Source organism: Salipaludibacillus neizhouensis (genome assembly GCF_002886185.1).
GTDB classification, from domain to species: domain Bacteria; phylum Bacillota; class Bacilli; order Bacillales; family Salisediminibacteriaceae; genus Salipaludibacillus; species Salipaludibacillus neizhouensis.
Map to the genome: position 1 here is coordinate 3276035 of NZ_KZ614146.1, position 22999 is coordinate 3299033.

Sequence of the window (22999 nt, forward strand, 5' to 3'; positions counted from 1 at the left end):
AAATAACAAAAAAACCGAGGATCATTAGTCCCCAGCCGGTTTGTTAATATAATTCTTGAAAACAACTCAATTTTTTGTTTGGCACGATCATGTTAATATGATTATGCAAATTAACAAATTCATCAGGTAAACTTCCACCAAATTCTCCATCTAGGTTTAACTGCATATCATCTTCTGACCGAACCTTGATTCTGCTAGCTTGTACATAAATGACTTTATCATCATTAATGTGGTCTCCTCGTAATGCAGCCGAGGTAATTCGGACAACATCCGCTAAATTCGTTTTCTTCACAATCAACAGATCGAACATTCCATCGTTTAAGTAGGCATCAGGTGCCAATTTCTCAAATCCACCAACCGAATTCGTATTGGAGACAAGGAACAGCATGATTTCTCCTTCAAACCATTTTCCATCATATTCAATCGTCACTTGCGTCGGCTTGATTCTTGGCAACTTTTCAAATCCCTTTACGTAATAAGCTACCTGTCCCATCATTGTTTTCAAGCGACTTGGTACTTCATACGTTAATTCCGTCAATGATCCAGCCCCAGCGATGTTAATAAAATACTTACTGCCTACTTTCCCTATGTCCACTGTTTGTTCTCTGCCATTGACTAATATCTTAGTTGCCTCTTCTATGCTTTTCGGTATATGTAAGGCCCTTGCAAAGTCGTTTGTGGTACCTCCGGGTAATACTCCTAATACTGGTCGATTTTCTTGTTCAGACATCCCATTCACGACTTCATGAATTGTGCCATCCCCACCGGCAGCTATAATTAAATCAAAACCTCTTTCACAAGCTAATGCAGCCGCATGTTTCGCTGAATCTTGTCCTGTTGTCGCATGAGCAGATGCCTCATATCCCGCTTCTTCAAGCGTTTCTAATATATAAGGTAAATGTTTTTTTATTTGTTCCCTTCCTGAAGAAGGATTATATATTAACCTTGCTTTTTTCATGTCTTTGTATCCTCCATAATTTACCGAGCTTCTCTAAATAGTATACCATTTTCCCGTAATAATAGAAATATTACTACATATATATAGGTTATTTTTGTAAATCCTGTTGTATTTGGGAATGGTGATTGAAGAAAGGAAAGGGTGTCAAATTCTCTAAACTATCAGTAGCTGAAGATTCTGCGGCGCGATTGTCCGAGGAGGAGATAGGTTGCTATGATTCTAACTTTAGCGATAAAAGCGATGCTGTTAAAGAGATAATAAAATGACCCTCTGTCCAATTATGGATACAAAGGGTCATTTATATTTCACTATTTTCATTCATGTATTTTCATTACCTACTTTTTAGCATTCATTTTTCATTTTTCATCCTTTAAGATACCCATGTATGAAAATACATACACTTCGCTCACCTACGTCATCGGATTTCAACCCCTTTATAGAGCATGCTTTAGGATCTTTCAACATAAAATGCTAAATCTTACTTGCAGGTCTCCTTTCTTTTGATTAGCAATTCGTTTTGCTTAATAATATCTTAATAAACTATTTATATATTGTAAATGTTCCGATTATTCAGTTTTAAGGGTTTATCACCTGTGTTTCAGCCTATTTCTAACTGTAACTCGCTTTTTCTCAGTATTTAAGGTTTTTTATTCGTTTATTTACTGAAGTTGTCTTTGTAGGGTGATCACTTTTATTATGATGCGCATTTCAACTCCTTATATTGCTCATGTCGGCGGTGTGGTGGCGCATTTATTTCGTTTTGTTGCGCATTTTTCTTTCCTTGGTGCTCATTTCTCTTAAATTGTTCATTCTCTCTCCTCTTCAAAAAAACTTTTTCTTTCTTTATCGCCAAATTTCTCCCGTATAGTTCATCAAGCAATCTTTTATAACATTTTACTCATTATACCAATGACATTTAGTAACCAAGCCTGTAAAATACAGGAGTAAGGAGGTGTTGGCCATGAAAATAACGCATAAATTGTATTTTATTGTTGCTTTTAGTTTCGTGTTTATTTCTATCTCATTTTTGTTTATGAATGTGTTTAGTATTCAACAGGCAGTCGAGCTATGTAAGGATGTAGGTGGCCAACCTCAAGTAAACAACGGATTATTTAGTTTTAGCTGCGAACATCCAAGCAATTAGAAAGGTGCTCGAAATGAAAAAAACTCCATTACATATAAATAAAATGTCTTTGTCCGACGCACATGAAATATCCAACTGGAGGTATGAGGACCCATATGAGATGTACAGCATGGATGGCTCATCGGAAACCATTCAATCACTTTTATCTGAAGAGTATTATGCTGTCATGTTTGATAAAGACCTCTTCGGGTATTTTTGTTTAGGAAAAGAAGCTCGTATACCTGGAGGCTATCATATCGGACTCTATGGTGACGATGAATTTGTTGACTTAGGTTTAGGCATGCACCCTAATTTCACTGGAAAAGGCCTGGGGAAAATTTTTTTGATGACAATACTAAGATGGGTCCTTGAAAAAAAATCCCTATCCCACTATCGCCTCGTAGTAGCCTTTTTTAACGACCGTGCCATACAGCTTTACAAAGGGATGGGGTTTAAAGAAGTAGATGTTTTTACTTCTTCCGTTGGAAATACCGAAGTACCTTTTGTTGCAATGACACTCTCTATTTCAGATGACTTTTTATCTCAACAGTAATCATTGAAAGATGAAAATAAAGGAGTTTACTCTGTGTCTAAATACTTTGACTACTTATTTATTTTCCTCATTGGCTACCAGTCTTATTTTATTTACTTTCTGTTTTCCTCTCCCGCCCCAAACCAATTGATTTCTCTCTTGATCGCACTGATTGGGATAACACTTTGGTTTTTCGTTTGGAATAACATTCACAGGCAGACTCAGAAGCATGTTACGATGGCAATTGTTACTGGTATTCTTAGTTTCAGTTCGTTTATTATTTATATCGTCTTATTCGGAATAACAGCATTGAAATAAGACTTCTGCTCCCCTAAAAAAACATGGTCCGATTCGATACTTTCTTACTAATAAAAAACTGTAAAAAAAGTGCACGGAAAAAGTTCAAATTGACTTTTTCCGTGCACTTTTACATTTAGCGTTTTTTAATTTCTTCCACTAGTAACTGATTCACAAGTTGTGGATTTGCTTTTCCTTTTGAAGCCTTCATGATTTGACCAACGAGGAAGCCAATCGCCTTGTCTTTCCCGTTTTTATAGTCTTCAATCGACTGTGCGTTTCCGTCCAAGGTTTCATTCACCATTTTGCGGATTTCGCCTTCATCGCTAATTTGAACAAGGCCTTTATCCTTCACAATTTGTTCAGGATCCCCACCTTTTTCAATAAGCTCTTTGAATACTTTTTTCGCAATTTTTGACGAAATCGTACCCTTATCAATAAGCAGAATCATTTTTACTAATGCTTCAGGAGTCATCGGAATATCACTAATCTCTTGATTCTGTTGTTTTAAATGGGCATTAACTTCCCCCATCAACCAGTTAGACACGGATTTTGCCTTTTCCGGACCACCAAGCTCTACAGCTGCTTCAAAGTAATCACTCATCGCTTTTTGCTGTGTAATAACTGCTGCATCATAGGCCGGTAAATCAAATTGTTTAACATAACGTTTTTGTCTTGCATCCGGTAATTCTGGAATAAGATCACGTATTTTATCTGTCCATTCTTTGTCAATATATAAATTGACAAGATCCGGCTCAGGAAAATAGCGATAATCATCCGATCCTTCCTTCACCCGCATCAAAATCGTTTTCTTACCGCCGTCGTCCCATCTTCTAGTTTCCTGGAGAATTTCTCCTCCTGAAGAGAGTACCTCTTCCTGGCGTTTTTCCTCATACTCCAGTCCCTTTTGAACATGAGTAAAGGAGTTTAGGTTTTTAATCTCTGCTTTCGTTCCAAACTCTACCTGTCCTTTAGGTTTGAGGGAGACATTGGCGTCACAGCGTAATGAGCCTTCTTCCATTTTGCAATCAGAGACTTCCGTATATTGCATAATAGCCTTTAGCTTTTCTAAATAGGCATATGCCTCTTCCGGTGATTCAATATCCGGTTCTGAAACGATTTCTACAAGTGGTGTACCAACTCGGTTATAGTCGACAAGCGAGTAACCTTCTTCATCAACATGAGTCAGTTTACCTGCATCCTCTTCTAGATGGAGCCTTGTAATCCCAATACGCTTTTTCTCTCCGTTAACCTCTATATCAATCCAGCCATTTTCGCCAATCGGTTTATCAAATTGTGAAATTTGGTAAGCTTTCGGATTATCCGGATAAAAATAATTTTTCCGATCAAACTTCGTCACTTCTGCTATCTCACAATTCAACGCTAGAGAAGCTTTCATTGCGAATTCTACTGCTTGTTTATTCAGCACTGGTAATACTCCTGGATGGCCTAAGCAGATAGGACAAGTTTGTGAATTTGCTGGCGCACCGAATTCGGTTGAACACCCGCAAAAAATCTTGGAATTTGTTTTTAATTCTACGTGTACTTCTAACCCTATTACTGTTTCATAACTCATTATGGTTTCCCTCCTTTCTACAAGTTTGGCTTTAATTTATGATGTTCTGTTGCCTGCTCATACGCGTGAGCCACTTTATAAACAGTTGATTCGTCAAAGTGTTTCCCGATAATCTGTAATCCTACCGGTAATCCATTTACCAGACCACAAGGAACACTAATTGCCGGAACACCAGCTAAATTCACCGGGATAGTTAAAATATCATTCGCGTACATTGTTAACGGGTCATCGACATTTTCGCCTATTTTAAAAGCTGTTGTTGGTGCTGTCGGTCCAATAATGACATCATATTTCAAGAAAAGATCTTCAAAGTCTTGTTTGATTAACGTACGGACTTTTTGAGCCTTTTTATAGTAAGCATCGTAGAACCCAGAACTTAAAGCAAACGTTCCAAGCATAATACGTCGTTTCACTTCATCCCCGAAACCTTTTGTGCGTGTTTGCTTGTACGTTTCACCAAGAGAAGGTTCCTCTTGACGAACCCCATAACGAATCCCATCAAAACGAGCAAGGTTCGCTGATGCCTCTGATGATGACAGAAGATAATATGTCGGTACCGCGTACTTTGAATGAGGTAAAGAAACCTCGTCCCATTCTGCTCCTAGTGATTCAAGCACCTTTAACGCTTCCTTCACAGTCTCTCTTACTTCCTCAGAAACACCTTCTCCAAGATATTCTTTAGGTACTCCAATTTTAAGACCTTTTACATCTCCACTTAACTGAGAAACATAATCTGCAACATCAATATTTGCACTAGTAGAGTCAAGAACATCCTTTCCAGCAATTTTCTGCAGTACGTAAGCATTGTCTTCCACTGTTCGTGTAATAGGTCCAATTTGATCTAATGATGATGCAAAGGCAACTAAACCGAATCGGGAAACACGACCGTATGTAGGCTTCATACCAACTACACCGCAGAAAGCTGCTGGTTGTCGAATCGATCCGCCTGTATCGGAACCTAAGGAAAAAGGAACTTCTCCTGCTGCAACGGTTGCTGCGGAACCACCACTGGATCCACCAGGAACTCTTGATAGATCCCAAGGGTTTTTCACATTTTTATAGCTTGAATTTTCGTTAGAAGAGCCCATGGCAAACTCATCCATATTTAACTTACCAATTGTTATCGTATTTAAGCCATTTAGTTTTTCCATAACTGTCGCATTATGCTGCGGATCAAAATTTGCTAGAATCTGACTTGCACAAGTTGTAAGTAACCCTTTTGTCACAATATTATCTTTGATTCCGACCGGCATGCCGAAAAGAATCTCACTTGCTGAAGCATTTCCGTTTGCGAGTTTTTCCTCAAGACTTTTTGCCTTATTACGAGCATTTTCTTCATCTAATCTTAGAAAAGCACCTACTTTATCATCTACCTCAGCAATTCTCTTATAAGATTCTTCCACAAGATCGGTGGGACTAACTTCTTTTTTATGTAAAAGCTCATGAATATCTTTTAATTGATGATCAAATAATTTCATGCATTCTCCTCCTATTCAAGCACAGACGGTACTTTGAATTGCCCGTCCTTCTGATCCGGTGCATTCTTCAATGCTTTTTCCCGCGGTAAAGACTCTCGCGCTTCATCTTCACGTAAAACATTTCTTACGTCTAAAACATGAGAAGTTGCTTCTACATTCTCCGTATCAATCTCGTTTAACTTCTCAGCATAGTGAATCATCTGATCCAGCTGATACCCGTAATGCTCGATTTCCTCTTCTGAAAAATCAAGCTTCGCTAAATGTGCCACGTGTTTCACTTGATCTTTTGAAATTCTATCCATCTTTTACACCTCCGAATTTTATCTGAAAATCTTGTCTAGCCTGACTTCACAATAGTACGATCATACCAAAGATCCCCAGTACAATCAACGATGGAGCCGATGTAACTCAAAATATAACACTAATTTCTATGCCGCATCACGAACGCTCTGCGGGGTCTCGCAGTAAAATAACTTTCAATTTTATAAGAACGCCCTATTATTAACAAAAGCTACCTGGATACATTGATATCCAGGTAGCTTCATTTCATTATTAAACTTTAAAATTAACTTTACAGACTATCCTTTACTCGTAGGAACTCATCTTTAATTTCTTTCGCTGGTTCTTTATCAAGCAAGGATACAACATAAATTGCTACCCATGCTAAGATAAAACCGGGAACAATTTCATATAAGTAAAACGGAATAATTTCTGCCGTTGTTAGTTCCGCCCACAGGATGACAGTAACGCCACCTACGATCATACCTGCAAGTGCTCCCCATTTCGTCATTCGATCCCAGAATAGAGATAAGATGACCACGGGACCAAAAGCAGCACCAAATCCTGCCCAAGCATATCCAACGAGCTCTAAAACAGAAGCTTCTGGATTGTATGCAAGCATAATAGCAAACAAGGCTATGACGACTACTCCTAAACGCCCTACCAATACAAGTTCTTTTTGAGACGCATTTTTACGTAAAATAGCTTTATAAAAATCCTCTGCTAAAGCACTTGAAGAAACGAGTAACTGTGAGTCAATTGTACTCATGATGGCAGCTAATATCGCTGCAAGTAAAAACCCGGATACAACTGGATTAAATAAAACTTGTGTAAATTCGATAAAAATAGTTTCCGAATTATCTAGAGGTGTATCTGCAAAATATGCGATACCAACAAAACCTGTAAATATAGCACCAAACAAAGCAAAAACCATCCAAGTCATTCCAACCAAACGAGCTTTTGGAATCTCAGCCTTGGACTTTACTGCCATAAAACGGGCGATAATATGTGGTTGCCCAAAATAACCTAACCCCCATGCCAATAGAGAAATAATTCCTAAGGCAGTTGTTCCTGTGAATACGTCCAAATAAAGAGGGTCAATCTCTCCCACTCGTTGAACTGTTTCATTCCAGCCACCCATTTCTCTAATAGCAACAAATGGCACGATCACAAGTGCTAAGAACATTAATATCCCTTGCACAAAATCTGTCCAGGAGACTGCGAGGAATCCCCCTAAAAAAGTATAGGAAATAATTACAATTGCACCTATCCATAACGATTGTGTATAACTGAGTCCAAATGAACTCTCAAAAAGTATCGCTCCACCAACTAGTCCTGAGGAAGTGTAAAAAGCAAAAAATGTTAAGATTACTAATGCGGAAACAATTCGTAATATTTTCGAAGTGTCCTTGAATCGATTTTCAAAATAGTCGGGTAATGTTATTGAGTCACCAGCAATTTCTGTGTACATACGAAGTCTCGTTGCAATAAACTGCCAGTTCAAGTAAGCACCAATTGCTAACCCAATACCAATCCAAATTTCTGTCATCCCGTTTAAATAGATTGCTCCCGGTAATCCAAGCAGGAGCCAACTGCTCATGTCGGATGCACCAGCACTAAGGGCGGCAACTCCTCCACCTAATCGGCGTCCTCCTAATACATAATCAGATAAATTACTAGTCATTTTATAAGCAACGAGTCCTATTGCCAGCATCCCTACTAAATAAATTATAAACGTTACAAGTGTTGAAGTATCCATTAATTATCCTCTCCTCTCTGTAAAAAATGTTATCACTGATAGAATTACTAAAATCGGCATTGGAACGAATAACCAAAACCAGGTTGCGGTCGTTAATGCATGTTCCATAAGTTGAGTTCACCTCCTTTAAAAAGTAACTTTGATTTTTAAAATTACTTGTTTGTAGTAGGTAATACACCTCTATAAATTTTTCAATATTCTGAACAAAATCCCGAGGGTAATAGCGATAAGAAAACTATATCATATTATTATTAACGGAACATTTAAAATAATGTTTTTATTCATTATTTTTGAATAATTATTCGTAAATATTATCTATTACCATTATTATACCGCTATATGGACATATATATTCACAAAAAAAATTGAAAAGTATTATAGCTTTCCTAGAAAATATCGATTTATTAGGCTGTATTACCTAAAATTACCTATTGAATTTATGCAATACTTAAAACACAGCAAATAAACTCTCAGACCGACGTGGTCCAAGAGTTTTAATCTTTCAAAAGGTTACTTATATATGTGTACATATGGTTCTTGATCAGGGTAAAGAATAATAATCGACTCTGTTCCATTGATCGATTTTAAGTAGACGTATATGGGCGATTGTGTCGCGAATGTCGACTCTAATCTACCACTGATAAATTGTGTTAATGCAACGATTTCAGCTTTTCCATGTGATTGCAAGTTCAGTTCAATTGTTAACTCCTCTAGCCTTTCGTCTTTATAACGACCTCTTCCAACTACTCCAACGCTTCGATCAAAAAATTCTTCTACATCTTCTCTAAATTGCGAAAACGCACTGGAAAGCTCCGGTTGAGTTTCACTTGCCTCGCTAGATGGAAAAACAATAAAGTCCTCACTGACAGCATTCCAATCTTGAATGTCGGCTTCCCCTTTTCCAACTTCGGTCATGGAAATAAACGTTCCTGGTTCCACAGAACCGCGTTTCTCTTCTTGATAAAGAGCAAATGTGATTGGAACTTCTGCCAATCCTTCCATTTCACGAATACGGACTAAAATTTCCTGAGCGATTTCTTTTCCTGCTTGTATTGTTTCTTCCGCATCTAAATCTTCTTCATGGAAGTAATATCTTTCATCTTCATCCTCTGTCCTAAAGTAGTAAACGTCTCTTAGAGATAAACCGATAACGACTCCACCTAAGTTCACACCGTCCTCTTCATTTCCAGAGTAATAATTGTGTTCCATAACATGAGAGAGAACCAATGGATTCCCTCGCATTTCTTCCTCCTTGCTATCACCTTCAGCAAGGGCAGGATTTAGTCCTAGAGGATTATCTTCCTCGTCATAACGTCTTAACCAGCTATTAATGAGCTCGCCATTAAGGAACTGACCCTCTTGAAAATAATAGTTTTCCTGTTCAAAAAATCCTGTTGCTATTTCAATTAACCCTAATTCAAATTGGTTAATGTCTACTGTGTTGTTCATTGCATGAGCGACGTTACCTCTTGCCTCGCTTCGGTGATAAACGCCATCTTTTAAAACATTACGGTAATAGTTTTCTGCAGTATCGATCGTAGGAGTAATAATGTATTCCTGCTCCTCTTCTTCTTCCGTTTCCTCTATAACAATCACGTCTTCTTCGGAGCGCTCCACGGATGGCATACACCCAGATAGAAGTATCACGAATCCAAGACCTATAATACTTATTTTTTTCCTCATCATTCACTCTCCCTCGCCTTTGAACAAAAGCAGTCAGCCATTAACTCACATACTCCCTTAGTCATTTTCTCATAATCCAATGGCGCGGTCCAGACCTCTCTTATCTAAATTTCCCCTGTGAGATTTAGCCTAGTTCTGCAAGAAACCGTTTTTCATCCCAAACTTCGATACCAAGATCCTCTGCTTTTTTTAATTTTGAGCCTGCTTTTTCACCGGCTACTAATAAATCTGTTTTAGTAGTCACGCTTCCAGTCACCTTTCCACCGCGGGATTCAATTTCAGCCTTTGCATCATTTCGTGACATTATTTCCATTGAACCAGTCAGAACAACCGATTTCCCCGCAAAAACAGAATCTAGTTCCTCCATAGCCTGAAGTTTAGGCCCTGTATATGTCATGTTTATCTTTAATTCTGCTAATTCATGAAGAAGTTCAAGCACTTGTTCTTGGTTAAAATACGTATGGATCGCATCAGCCATCTTTGTGCCTATCTCATCGACTGCTTCAAGTTCTTCGACTGAGGCCTTTTGCAGTTTATCCATCGTTTCGAAGTTCATTGCTAAAGTTTTCGCGGCTTTCGCACCTACGTACCGTATACCTAAACCAAACAGCAGTTTTTCCAAAGAATTTGTTTTTGTTACTTCAATTGCCTGCAATAAATTATCCACAGACTTTTCGCCCATTCTTTCAAGCTTTAGGAGTTCATCCCGCTCCAATCGATAAATATCTGCTACGTCTTCTATTAAATCATGCGCAAACAGCTGTGTAATGACCTTTTCTCCTAATCCATCGATATTCATAGCGTTTCGAGAAACAAAATGAATCAACCCTTCACGAATTTGCGCCGGGCATTTAGGATTCACACAACGAAGGGCTACTTCCCCTTCAATCCGAACAAGTTCACTTTTGCACTCCGGACATTCTGTAGGCATATGAAAGTCTTCTTCTTCACCAGTTCGTTCATCTACTAGTACATTCACTACTTTAGGAATGATATCTCCCGCTTTTTTGATAGTTACTTTGTCACCGATTTTCACGTCCTGCTCGCGGATTAAATCTTCATTATGTAGAGAGGCTCGTCGAACCGTAGTTCCGGCAACGGACACGGGATCGAGTATAGCTGTTGGTGTGACAACGCCTGTTCTACCGATACTTAATTCAATACTGCGTAATCGTGTGACAACTTCTTCTGCCGGAAATTTAAAAGCGGTTGCCCACCTTGGACTCTTCGCTGTAAAGCCGAGTGTCTCTTGATCCTGTAAGCTATCCACTTTAATAACAATCCCATCAATTTCGTACGGAAGATTCGCCCGCTTTTCCAACCATCCATTACAATACGCAATCACTTCTTCAATATTAGCGCATTTCATTGTCTGATCATTTGTTTTAAACCCCCGCTTACGTACAAATTCAAGAGACTCCGAATGTGAGTCCAATGTTTGACCTTGAATTTGACCAACCGAATAAATGAAAACATCCAGGTGACGTTTCGAAGCAATTTTCGGATTTAACTGACGAAGCGATCCGGCTGCCGCATTTCGCGGATTAGCAAATAATGCTTCTTCAGATCTCTCCTTCTCCTCATTCAAGGCATTAAATGATTTTTTAGGCATAAAAGCTTCTCCACGAACTTCAATAGTGATTTCTTCCTTTAAACGCAAAGGGATCGATTGGATTGTACGAAGGTTACTTGTAATATCTTCTCCCGTGCTTCCATCTCCTCGAGTGGCCCCTTGCACGAACTTTCCATCTTCATACTTCAGGTTTACTGCAAGTCCGTCAATTTTCAGTTCACACATATAAGTCGGTTCATGTCCAAGCCCCTGCTGAACACGACGATCAAAATCGCGCAACTCTTGATCATCAAACGCATTTGATAAACTTAGCATCGGTACATCATGCTGAACCTTTCGGAAATAATCGAGAATTTCTCCGCCTACTCGTTCAGTAGGGGAGTCTTCTCGTTTTAGATCAGGATGCTTCTCTTCTAATTCCATTAGTTCATGAAGTTGCTTATCATATTCAGAATCAGGGATTTTTGGAGTGTCTAAGACGTAATAATGATGAGCATAGTCATTTAATCGATCGGTTAACTGATCGATTTGTTCTTTCAATTGCTTGTTTGACATCGTTGCCTCACCTTATCCTTTCGTAATTGGAGCAAATTTAGCAGCTAAACGTTTGACCCCTACTTCCGGGAATGCAATATCAAGTTCCACGTTTTCGCTTTCCCCTTTTAAACTTACGACGGTGCCTGTTCCCCACTTTTTATGCAGTGCTTTGTCTCCCACAGCCCAAGCAAAAGATGCACCTTCCGTCGTCGTTGTTTGCGTTCTAGTGGTTGATGTTCTTCGCTGCGGAGATGCAGCCGCTCCTCCAGAAGATCGATTCTTTGAGCCTGATCCGACGGCTTGCTTGCCTTTTGAACCTTGCATCCATGGTGGCATAGCTTCCGTTTTATCTCCACCAACCGTTTCCATTAACTCTTCAGGAATTTCATTTAAAAACCGTGATTTCGGGTTCATATTCGTGCGTCCGTATAACGTACGCATCCTTGCACGACTAATATAAAGATGCCTCTCAGCACGAGTAATTCCGACATAGGCCAAGCGTCGTTCTTCTTCCATTTCCATCTCTTCCATAAGCGACCGACTGTGCGGGAAAACTCCTTCTTCTAATCCTATTAAAAAGACTATCGGAAATTCCAGACCTTTTGCAGAGTGAAGAGTCATTAACAGAATTTTTTCTTCTGAATCTTCTTCATCTTCCACTTTATCGATATCAGCAATAAGAGCCAAGTCAGTTAAAAAGGCCACAAGTGTTTTATCCTCACTTACCTCTTCAAACTCTTTTGTAACGGTTAAGAATTCGTTAATATTCTCTAAACGTCCTTCTGCTTCTAAACTTTTATCATTTTTGAGCATGTCACGATAGCCTGTTTTTTCTAATAGTTCTTCCACAAGCTCCATCACTGGCAGGTACTCCTGCATTTGAATCCATCCACGAAGCTGTTCACCAAACTCGCGTAACGTTTTTGTGAAACGAGCACTCAGCCCGACTTGATCAATTTCCAATAATGTTTTGAACAGAGAAAGCTCATGTTCATTCGCATAAGCCTGAAGCTTGTCTACCGTTGTATTACCGATCCCTCGTTTAGGAATATTGACAATGCGCCGAAAACTGATATCATCGTCCGGGTTTGCAACCAGTCTTAAATATGCCAATAAATCTTTAATTTCTTTTCTGTCGTAGAACTTTGTTCCACCAACGATCGTATAGGGCAGGTTTGACTTGACCAGTAGTTCCTCAATAACCCGTGACTGGGCATTCGTCCGGTAAAGCACGGCCATATCAGACGTTTTGTACTTCCCTGAATTGGTATGCTCCTGCACTTTTCCTATCACAAATTGGGCTTCCCCGTGTTCATTATCGGCTTCATAATAACTGAGTTTGTCACCATCAATGTTATCTGTCCAAAGGTTCTTTGCTTTACGGCCTGCGTTGTTATCAATGACTTTATTGGCTGCTTGAAGAATTCTCTTTGTAGAGCGGTAGTTTTGCTCTAACATCACGACAGTCGCATTTGCATAATCGGTCTCGAAGGATAAAATATTTTTTATGTCGGCACCGCGCCACCTGTAAATAGATTGATCTGAGTCCCCAACCACACAAATGTTTTTATGCTTATCCGCAATCATTTTTACTAATAAATATTGTGCCCTGTTTGTATCCTGATACTCATCTACCATGACGTAACGAAACCTGCGCTGGTAATACTCTAAAACTTCAGGTACTTGTTTAAAAAGTTTAATCGTCGTCATAATCAAGTCATCAAAATCCAACGATTGATTACGTCTCAACTCTTTCTGGTATGCTTCATAAACTTTATGAACCGTTTCTTCATAATAACCAGACGCATTTTTTGCGAAATCCTGAGGTGTTTTCAACTCATTTTTAGCAGAACTAATGGAGCCAAGAATCGACCTTGGATCAAATTTCTTCGGATCGATATTCATTTCCTTTACAAGACGTTTAATGACCGTTTTTTGATCAGTCGAATCAAGGATTGTAAAGTTACGGTTAAAACCGATCCTGTCAATATCACGTCGAAGAATTCGGACACACATGGAGTGAAACGTGGAAATCCACATTTCCTCCGCTTGTCTGCCAATGATTCGCGAGACACGGTTTTTCATTTCTCTTGCAGCTTTATTTGTAAAAGTGATCGCAAGAATAGACCAATGCGGAACTTCTTTTTCTCCAATCATATATGCAATGCGATGCGTTAAAACCCTCGTCTTTCCACTACCGGCACCAGCCATAATAAGGAGAGGTCCTTCTGCATGTTTCACCGCTTCTTGTTGTTCAGGGTTGAGCCCCTGAAGTAATTCATTACTCATCCTACCACCATCCAAACGTACGTTCTGTTTATATCTATATTACCTCTTTACAGGAAGCTTGTACACTTATTTTTTGACTGTTTCCGTCACTTTTACTGTTTTTAATGCGGCCTTCAAATCTTTATAAATCGCATCACCAATAACAATGGTATCCGCGTGTTCTGCCATTTCCCTTGCTTGCTCTAACGACTCGATTCCACCGCCGTAAAACAATTGTGCTTTTTCTAAAATATCACTCACTTCTTTTACGATGGCAGGATCCCCATACGTACCACTATATTCCAAGTAAAAAATTGGCATGTGAAAAAGTTGATCCGTCATTCGGGCATAAGCTAAAATATCATCGTTCTCCAGATCTGTTTTCGCATCGGTAAGGTGGGCTACTTTCGACTCTTCATTCAATACACAGTAACCTTCAGAAAGAACCTGCTCCCAATTCATTAAATGTCCGAACTCTTTTAAGGCACGATGATGCAGCCCATTTAACCATGTCACATGTCGAGTATTCAGTACAGATGGGATAAGGTAGTAGTCAAATCCCGGAATAACAGAATGAAGGTTACTAACCTCCAGCACACAGGCTACGCTGTATCGCCGGACTCTCATTAATAAATCTAATGTGTTTTCCTCCGTGACACCGTCGCTGCCGCCTACAATAATCGCATCCGTCCCCGATTCACAAAGTTGCTCAATTGCTTTATCTGAAATTAATTTATTTGGGTCTAATTTAAATACGTGTTTCCACTCGTGATACGCTAACATCATTTACAGTCTCCTAACCATTCTAAACATTCTTGTCTGAGGAATAGTATATCAAAAAAAGGGAGCAGTCTCGACAGTAATCATCTGAGCATAATGGAAATTATTCTTAAAGTGCAATTCCTTCTCAGTTTTCTAGCCCTTTCACAAAATCCTCACCTCCATAATAGTTCAAGTTTAATGTAATTGGCGATATTTCTCCGGGGAAACCCCAACCTTTTTCCGGAAGGTCGCAATAAAATGACTTGGGGATCTGAACCCTACTTCTGCTGCTATCTGTTTGATTGTTTCCGAACTACTGTCATTTAACAGAAGTTTTTTTGCTTTTTGTATTCTTAGATTTAAAAAATAAGTGTACGGTGTGAGATTAAAAGTTTGTTGAAAAAGAGAATTTAAATGCCTCTTGGACATCTTTAAATACGCTGCCATTTCCTCAATTCCAATCTCTTCATTAGAAACATTTTGTTTCATCCATTCCAGCAGCGGATAAAGTTTTGCCAAGTGGCTAGCCTCAGTGGTGTTCTTTTGAACCTTGCCATATTTGTACAGCGAAATTAAAAATTCATATACATCAGCAGAAGCCTTGACACTAAAGACATCCGCAGGAGATTCTCCTCGCTTAATCACATCTTCAATAAACGATGAAAATGGTGTATTCGTTTCCCAATTATAAAAAGCTGTACGATTTATTTCTAAGTTTCCAAGCAACTCTTTTATCATCGATCCTCCGAACGTAAAGTAAGTTGTTTCCCAGTTTTCCGTATCCTTAGATCTTTCATAAAAATGTGGCACATCAGGTAAAAACAACACGCCATGATTTGGTGGAAGAATGATCTCCTTATTTTGATAGATAACGACACCTTTTCCTCGCACCGTTTGAATCCAATGATAGGCAGAATACCCATCCGGCCGACTGATCTTTTCTTGTGCAGGGTTATAGCCAATCGTCTCTGTAAATAACGGCATTTGACTATCCTGCATAGGAATATGAAATTCTCTTCGATAAAACATTCTCCCACTTCTCCTAAGAAAAACGGCATAGCCGTCTTTTATTAATTACAGCGTGACCTTTTTAGCCACTATCACTTAAGTATCACGGGTGGGTTTCCCTTGATACGTGTGGCGTAAAGATAGCTGTCATTTCAAATGTAAAAAACAGGTTTTACTTCTTTATTATTATATCTATGTCAATTTTGTTATATTTCATCTGCTATTATAACGGTATACAATGTAACTATAATTATATCAGGAATGGAGTGGTAACAGATGATAAATGATAAATTACCGAAGATTTGGTACGGAGGAGATTACAATCCTGAACAATGGGGAGAGGAAGAATGGGACGAAGATGTGAGAATGTTCAAGCTTGCTGGTATAGATGTGGCGACTCTGAATGTGTTCTCATGGGCAACGAATCAACCTAATGAAGACACATATGATTTTGCGTGGCTTGATGAGCACATTGATCGACTTTACAAAAATGGAATTTATACTTGTTTGGCAACAAGTACTGCAGCACACCCCGCTTGGATGGCGAAAAAGTACCCGGATGTTTTACGAGTTGATTTCCAAGGCCGGAAACGCGCATTTGGCGGAAGACATAATTCATGTCCTAACAGTCCAACCTACCGCAAGTATTCGGAACGGATTGCAGATAAACTCGGAGAACGTTACAAGGATCATCCTGCCGTATTAATTTGGCACGTATCCAATGAGTATGGTGGTTATTGCTATTGTGATCATTGTGCAACCGGGTTCCGAGAATGGTTAAAAGAAAAATACGAAACGATCGACGTATTAAATAAAACGTGGAATACGAAATTCTGGGGACATACTTTTTATGAGTGGGATGAAATTGTTCCTCCCAACGCTCTAAGTGAGGAGTGGGGGGCTAATAATACGAGTTTTCAAGGGATCTCGTTGGATTACCGTCGCTTCCAGTCAGATAGTTTACTTGAATGTTATAAATTAGAACACAATGCCTTGAAGAAACATACCCCTAACCTGCCGATTACGACGAATCTAATGGGCACCTATCCGCAACTGGATTATTTTAAATGGGCAAAGGAAATGGACGTTGTTTCATGGGATAACTATCCAGCTTATGACACACCTCATAGTTTAACTGCGATGCGACATGATTTAATGCGCGGGCTAAAAAGCGGACAGCCATTTATGTTAATGGAGCAAACACCTAGTCAGCAAAACTGGCAGCCTTATAACTCATTGAAACGACCAGGCGTCATGCGGTTATGGAGCTACCAGGCTGTAGCTAGAGGCGCAGATACAGTTCTATTTTTCCAACTTAGAAGATCCGTTGGGGCTTGTGAAAAATACCACGGTGCAGTGGTTGAACACGTCGGTCACGAGCATACGAGAGTTTTTAAGGAGTCCGCTCATGTTGGTCAAGAATTGGCGCAACTATCTGATAAACTTCTCGACGCTAGAGTGCATGCAAAAGTCGCCATTGTGTTTGATTGGGATAATCGTTGGGCCATTGAGCTGTCAAGTGGACCTTCCGTAGCCCTTGATTACGTAAATGAAGTCCACAAATATTACGATGCTCTTTATCAGCAAAACATCGCTGCAGATATGATCAGTGTGGATGAGGATTTGAGTCAATATGACATTGTCATTGCACCTGTTTTATATATGGTAAAATCCGGCTACGCAAAAAAGATTGAGGAGTTTACCACGAATGGTGGAACGTTTATTACGACTTTTTTCAGTGGAATCGTAAACGAAAATGATCTCGTGACTACAGGTGGTTATCCTGGGGAGTTGAGGGATATGCTTGGTATTTGGGTAGAAGAAATTGATGCATTAGCCCCTGAACATAAAAATCAGATCGTCATAAAAAATAAGCTTGGAAAACTTGAAGGAAGCTATGAATGTAATTTGCTGTTTGACATTATTCATTCTGAAGGTGCCGATGTTATCGCAGAGTATGGCTCTGATTTCTACAAGGGAACGCCAGTCGTCACCTCAAATAAAGTTGGCACCGGAAAAGCAGTCTATGTTGGAACAAGTCCTGAAGCCTCCTTTTTACAAGATCTTCTTTCTAACTTATCTGAGGAGAAAGGAATTCAAGCTTTATTGGATGTCCCTCACGGGGTTGAAGTTACTGAACGATGGAAAGATGGCAAGGCATACACATTCGTCATGAACCATAATTCTGAGGAGATAACGTTTGAATTAGAATCGACTCGAAAAGAGTTGTTAACTAACCAAACGCTTTCTGGTTCTGTTGCCTTAGAGGGCTATGGAGTGATGATTTTAGAATGATGAAATGTGAATCATGCGTTTAGCCTTCAAGACCACCGCTAAATTAATATAAAAAACGCATGATATAGCCGCAATTCTCATGCGTTTTTGCCGGATGATCACTGTTTATCTGAATATGACTATCCATTTAGTTTTCAAATGTTCCCAATTCACCATAAAATATTCGACTTTTTTTAATGCTTAGTTCATTCAAGCCGTGGTATAATAACCTCCGTGTGCAATTTTATAATCACGTGAATCGGTAAAGATTCACTTTTAAATATGATTGGAGGAAATTATGAACGCGAAAATGAATCACCGCTTGCAGGCATATTTTGAGCGGAATCAAAACCACGCCCGACTTTTAATCACTTGCTTGGATCAACCAGGTATCGTTGCAGCTGTATCGAAGTTTTTATTCGATCGTCATGCTAATATTGTGCAATCTGATCAATACTCAACAGATCCAGAGGGTGGACAATTTTTTATGCGTGTGGCATTCGATGTACCCGACATTAAACATGATGAGAATCTAAGAGAAGATTTTAAAACGATATCTGAAAAATTTGATATGGATTGGCGTATCTCTTTTGCTGATGAGTTAAAAAGAGTCGCTATCTTTGTATCTCAGCAGGAACACTGTTTGCTGGAACTACTGTGGCAGTTGCAGTCAGGTGATTTAACTGCCGAGGTACCTATGGTCATTAGTAATCATCCTGATCATCGCGAATTAGTAGAATCTTTTAACATTCCTTTTTATCATATTCCGGTTACAAAGGATACGAAAAAAGAAGCGGAAGCCGAACAACTTGCTCTACTAAAAGATAAAGTTGATGTGATTGTCTTAGCACGTTATATGCAAATTCTTTCACCCGAATTCGTATCTCAGCATCCAGGGAAAATCATTAACATCCATCACTCTTTCCTTCCAGCTTTTGTTGGTGCCAAGCCGTATGAACGTGCTTACGAAAGAGGCGTTAAATTAATTGGTGCTACCTCTCACTACGTCACGAATGACCTGGACGAGGGGCCGATCATCGAACAGGACATCCACCGTGTAAACCATCATCATCGTGTTGATGATCTAAAACGTATTGGTGGTCAAATTGAGCGCTCTGTTTTAGCAAGAGCAGTTGGATGGCACCTAGAGGATCGAATTATTTCGCACAACAATAAGACAGTTGTCTTCTAAAAAGCTTAAGTATTATAGGATGTTCAAAAGGAAAAAAACTACCTTTTTGAACATCCTATATTAGTATTTTTTCGCAATATTTATTAGAAGGAGCACTTTTAGATATTGGAGGTAACTCAATGAAACGTTTAATCAAGTTATTTTATGCCTCTTATTTTCTTATTGGCCTGGCTACCGTTATTATTGGAGCAACCCTCCCTGAACTCTTAAACTATTACAACCGAGATTACAGTGAGGGTGGTCTCCTCATATCGATTCAATTTGGTGGATTTCTAATTGGTGTGATTACTACACCACTTTGGATCACCAAGCTGGGTCGCAGAAACGCTTTGTTGGTGGCTTTTACCATGCTTTTTCTTTCTCAAACCATCAACGGCCTTTTACCTCCTTGGCAATGGATCGTTGGAGCTGCTCCTTTTTCTGGATTTGGCTTTGGAATGATCGAAGCAATAATCGGAGCATTAATACTCGACTCCATTAAAGAGAAAAAAGCAATCGTCATGAGCAGAGTTGAGGTTTTCTTCGGTATTGGTGCCATGCTAATGCCTTTAATTGTCAGTGTTTTTATTGTAATTCAATACTGGCATCTAGCTTTTTTTGTTTTAGCTTTCTTTTCATTAATGATGATTTTCGTTTGGATGTCGACTAATAATTTAGAGGAATTTATAAGTGATTCTAAGGAATCTGCCCCTAAAAGGGAGCAAGTGATCGATCAAGCTGTGTTGGATAATCCTGCTTTTAAACGAAATAAACAGGTTTTCATTTATAGTTTGTTTACAGTCCTGTTCGCTGTTTATGTAGGTCTCGAAATGAGCATTGCGAACTTTCTTCCGGCTATCCTTATCGAACTCAGTGGTTCAAGTACAGCCATTGCTTCATTAAGCGTCACATTTTTCTGGATTGCAATGTCTATCGGTCGCATTTTCGCTGGAGTAATTGCTGAAAAAGTAAATTATTTTACATATCTCGTCTGGTCGAATATCGCTATTCTTTTAACGTTAATTGCTTTTTCTTTTATTAGCGGAACTATTTTTCTTTTCATTGTGATAATGATCATTGGTCTCTTTATGTCCGGTACATTCGCAATTGCAATTACTTATGCTAATGCGCGTATTATCGGGAAAACGGAAAAAATCACTAGTACGATGATTGCCTCTGGAGGAATCGGTGGAGCTCTCTTACCGCTTTTGACAGGGTGGAGTATGGATATCTTCTCTACTGGGATAACAATATGGATTTTTACTGGATTGCAGCTGATATTGCTGATTCTGATTGTATTCACTCGTAAATCTAACACTGAGTTAAGGACTAATAGCGAGCAAATAGTATAATAATAGTCTTATGAGATAACACCTGGTTACACACAGGTGTTATTTTTCAAGTAAGATTACCCGGTTGTAGAAACATAAGAATTATGCGTAATTACTACTATCCTCTCGTCTATATACCAGCAACTTATAAATGTTCAAATCAGTCTTATAAAACTTTCCTGATATTTTGCTAGTTTGAAAATGGACTTTCTATTAAAGTAATTTTATTAGTTAGAGGATTTAGTTCTACTTTTCCTCCGAGAGGCATGATAAGTTTTGGATCTGTGTGACCAAAATCAACATCTGTCACTATTGGTATTCTATCTTGTCCAAACTCATCCCGTATGATCTTGACAATCATTTGATTTAGCTCTTTTTTCTCTTCCGATGAGTAATCTTTAGCTCTCCCGAAAATTACTCCTTTTATCTGCGAAAAAATTTCTTGCATACCATAGTTCCGAAGCATGTAACCAACCTCCAAAGGCGAAGGTTTCTCTTCAGACGTCTCGAAAATTAAAATTTTCCCGTTCCAGAAAGATTCATTTGGCCAATATTTCGTTGATTTCATAAACTCTAATACTTCAATGCACCCTCCCCATAACTCACCTTGTTCAACAGAATTCCCCTGGAGAAAAGTCCATCCATACTCATTGTCATGAAACTCCTTGCACTCTCCAAGAGTCTCCAAATTACTCCAATCCTTATAACCATTGCTCCATTTATCATAAGGAGAATAGGTGTAAGGGTATTGGTTTGATAATAATATTGCTTTTAAGTGATCTATATATGCAGAAGGAAGGCTTTCCATCTGTGCTAAACCTGCCATTACAGAAGGTCCGTAAAAAGTTAGTAGTCCTAACTGATTCAAATAAGATAAAAATGTTGTCGCATCTGAAAAACCCATGATTAATTTTGGATTTTGGATGATCATTTCAGTATTTAAAAACGGTAAAATTCTTACGGCTTCGTATCCTCCAATACTAGTAATAATCCCATCTATACGATCATCCTCAAAGCATTTATTTATATCATTTGCTCGAGCCTGCGGGTTATTATATAACTCTTCCGGTTCCATTCTCGCTGTTGGCATTTCAACATACTCAAAACCTAAAATTTCTTTAAGATTAGTTAAACCAAGCTCATATATTTCCGGAAACAAAAATGGCAACCCGTTTGATGGCGAGATTATTGCTATTCTTGAACCTATTTTAAGTCTTTTTGGTTTTAACATTTTCATCCCCCCTTTTATTCGATTCACGTTGAAGAAGAGCCCAATTTAATGATGGATAGTTATCCAGTCATCTTTTAATATTCCGTATACAATTCTATCAAGGTACTGACCATTTAAAAATTCATAGTTCCTTATTACTCCTTCTTTTGTGAAACCTAAATATTCTGGAATAGCCTTACTTTTTATATTTTTAGTTGCTATATTTATTTCGACTTTGTTTAATTGCAAATCGGTAAAAGCGTGTTCTATCATTAATTTACAAGCCTTTCTTACTAAACCACGTCCCACGAAGTCTTTCCCTAACCAATATCCTATTTCAGTTTTGCTATTCTGCGAGTCTATGTATAAATAACCAATGGAACCTGCGAGCTCCCCTTTGTGCCATATCCCGGACCAATAACCATTATTAGCAGCAAATCTATTCAAAGATTTCTCTATAAATGTCTTTGAATCTTGAACACCCTTTGTAAACGCCGGGAAAGAAAGCCATTCTCCTAAACTTTCCCGACTACGATCGACTACCTTAAATAATTCATCGGCATGCCTTGGTTCTAAAATAGATATATAAGTATCTCTGTCCGCGGTTGCTTTAAACATATTACAGCCCCTTATTCTTATTCATATATTAAAACTAAGATCGCCTTTGTGTACTGTTTTTTATTCATTCGAGTCCAATGGAATATCAATAATAACAGGAGATAATTGAAATTTCCATCTTTATGTATAAAAGGAATATGTAATACAACTCCAATGTTTGAACTGTAACCTATAAAATGGACAGTTTATAAAAGAGACCTATGCAGCTAGTAAATGACTTCGGTATTGAGCCGGGGTCATTTTCTTTAATCCCCACTGGTAACGATGACTATTATATTCTTCCATGTAGTCATCTACTTCTTGTCTTAATTGCATAAAGTTCTCGCATGCTTTGTGATCGACCATATCTTTGAAATGACCAAAGAATGATTCCATTGGTGCGTTGTCCCAACAATTTCCCTTTCTTGACATAGATTGACGTACCCCTAATTTTTTCACTCTGTCCTGGAACTCTGGATGAGTATAGTGAACCCCTTGATCAGAGTGGAGGATAGTCTCAGGGTGAAAGATACCCATCCCTTCCTTGAGGTTGTCTAATGTTTGATAAACAATATCCATTTCT

At 38.7% G+C, this 22999-nt stretch carries 19 protein-coding genes; 6 read left to right on the plus strand and 13 right to left on the minus strand.

Annotated elements, in window-relative coordinates; all coding sequences use genetic code 11:
* Positions 1-43: 43 nt before the first annotated feature.
* Positions 44-958, minus strand: coding sequence for a diacylglycerol kinase (locus tag CEF18_RS15385; protein ID WP_110937271.1), 915 nt, complete (start codon positions 956-958; stop codon positions 44-46).
* Between the two features lie 961 nt (positions 959-1919).
* On the opposite strand from CEF18_RS15385, the gene CEF18_RS15390 reads away from it, so the two are divergent.
* From CEF18_RS15390 to CEF18_RS15400, 3 genes are read left to right on the plus strand one after another with little or no spacing between them, the layout of a single operon-like run.
* A complete protein-coding gene (locus CEF18_RS15390; RefSeq protein WP_110937272.1) occupies positions 1920-2102 on the plus strand; it encodes a hypothetical protein in 183 nt (60 codons plus the stop codon).
* A gap of 13 nt (positions 2103-2115) precedes the next feature.
* A complete protein-coding gene (locus CEF18_RS15395; protein ID WP_110937273.1) occupies positions 2116-2634 on the plus strand; it encodes a GNAT family N-acetyltransferase in 519 nt (172 codons plus the stop codon).
* A 33-nt stretch (positions 2635-2667) separates the two neighbouring features.
* Positions 2668-2931, plus strand: coding sequence for a hypothetical protein (locus CEF18_RS15400; protein ID WP_110937274.1), 264 nt, complete (start codon positions 2668-2670; stop codon positions 2929-2931).
* A 115-nt stretch (positions 2932-3046) separates the two neighbouring features.
* Here the strand turns inward: CEF18_RS15400 and gatB are convergent, their stop codons facing one another.
* The 9 genes from gatB to CEF18_RS15445 form a co-directional block, all read right to left on the minus strand.
* Positions 3047-4486 carry an Asp-tRNA(Asn)/Glu-tRNA(Gln) amidotransferase subunit GatB gene (gene gatB / locus CEF18_RS15405; protein ID WP_110937275.1) on the minus strand — a complete coding sequence of 480 codons (1440 nt, stop codon included), beginning with the start codon at positions 4484-4486 and terminating at the stop codon, positions 3047-3049.
* A gap of 17 nt (positions 4487-4503) precedes the next feature.
* Positions 4504-5964, minus strand: coding sequence for an Asp-tRNA(Asn)/Glu-tRNA(Gln) amidotransferase subunit GatA (gene gatA / locus CEF18_RS15410; RefSeq protein WP_110937276.1), 1461 nt, complete (start codon positions 5962-5964; stop codon positions 4504-4506).
* A gap of 11 nt (positions 5965-5975) precedes the next feature.
* Positions 5976-6266 carry an Asp-tRNA(Asn)/Glu-tRNA(Gln) amidotransferase subunit GatC gene (gatC, locus tag CEF18_RS15415; RefSeq protein WP_110937277.1) on the minus strand — a complete coding sequence of 97 codons (291 nt, stop codon included), beginning with the start codon at positions 6264-6266 and terminating at the stop codon, positions 5976-5978.
* Between the two features lie 269 nt (positions 6267-6535).
* On the minus strand, positions 6536-8002 hold the full coding sequence (gene putP, locus CEF18_RS15420) for a sodium/proline symporter PutP (protein WP_110937278.1): 1467 nt from the start codon (positions 8000-8002) through the stop codon (positions 6536-6538).
* A gap of 510 nt (positions 8003-8512) precedes the next feature.
* Positions 8513-9685 (minus strand): CamS family sex pheromone protein, encoded by a 1173-nt coding sequence (locus CEF18_RS15425; protein ID WP_183041074.1) that lies wholly within the window; start codon positions 9683-9685, stop codon positions 8513-8515.
* 124 nt (positions 9686-9809) lie between these two features.
* Positions 9810-11813, minus strand: coding sequence for an NAD-dependent DNA ligase LigA (gene ligA, locus CEF18_RS15430; RefSeq protein ID WP_110937280.1), 2004 nt, complete (start codon positions 11811-11813; stop codon positions 9810-9812).
* 12 nt (positions 11814-11825) lie between these two features.
* The gene (gene pcrA, locus CEF18_RS15435) at positions 11826-14084 is read right to left on the minus strand and encodes a DNA helicase PcrA (RefSeq protein ID WP_110937281.1); all 2259 of its coding nucleotides are present in this window, start codon (positions 14082-14084) and stop codon (positions 11826-11828) included.
* Between the two features lie 66 nt (positions 14085-14150).
* The gene (gene pcrB / locus CEF18_RS15440) at positions 14151-14846 is read right to left on the minus strand and encodes a heptaprenylglyceryl phosphate synthase (protein WP_110937727.1); all 696 of its coding nucleotides are present in this window, start codon (positions 14844-14846) and stop codon (positions 14151-14153) included.
* A gap of 174 nt (positions 14847-15020) precedes the next feature.
* A complete protein-coding gene (locus tag CEF18_RS15445; RefSeq protein WP_110937282.1) occupies positions 15021-15854 on the minus strand; it encodes an AraC family transcriptional regulator in 834 nt (277 codons plus the stop codon).
* 255 nt (positions 15855-16109) lie between these two features.
* Between CEF18_RS15445 and CEF18_RS15450 the strand changes: the two genes are divergently transcribed.
* From CEF18_RS15450 to CEF18_RS15460, 3 genes are all read left to right on the plus strand, one after another.
* On the plus strand, positions 16110-18128 hold the full coding sequence (locus tag CEF18_RS15450; protein ID WP_110937283.1) for a beta-galactosidase: 2019 nt from the start codon (positions 16110-16112) through the stop codon (positions 18126-18128).
* A gap of 277 nt (positions 18129-18405) precedes the next feature.
* Entirely contained in the window at positions 18406-19299 is an 894-nt protein-coding gene (gene purU / locus CEF18_RS15455; RefSeq protein WP_110937284.1) for a formyltetrahydrofolate deformylase, read from the plus strand.
* A 119-nt stretch (positions 19300-19418) separates the two neighbouring features.
* Entirely contained in the window at positions 19419-20630 is a 1212-nt protein-coding gene (locus tag CEF18_RS15460) for an MFS transporter (RefSeq protein WP_110937285.1), read from the plus strand.
* Between the two features lie 169 nt (positions 20631-20799).
* Here the strand turns inward: CEF18_RS15460 and CEF18_RS15465 are convergent, their stop codons facing one another.
* From CEF18_RS15465 to CEF18_RS15475, 3 genes are all read right to left on the minus strand, one after another.
* The gene (locus CEF18_RS15465) at positions 20800-21840 is read right to left on the minus strand and encodes a S66 peptidase family protein (protein ID WP_110937286.1); all 1041 of its coding nucleotides are present in this window, start codon (positions 21838-21840) and stop codon (positions 20800-20802) included.
* A 45-nt stretch (positions 21841-21885) separates the two neighbouring features.
* Positions 21886-22437, minus strand: coding sequence for a GNAT family N-acetyltransferase (locus CEF18_RS15470; RefSeq protein WP_110937287.1), 552 nt, complete (start codon positions 22435-22437; stop codon positions 21886-21888).
* Between the two features lie 198 nt (positions 22438-22635).
* On the minus strand, positions 22636-22999 hold a 364-nt coding region (locus CEF18_RS15475), incomplete at its 5' end, for an IS3 family transposase (RefSeq protein WP_190238692.1).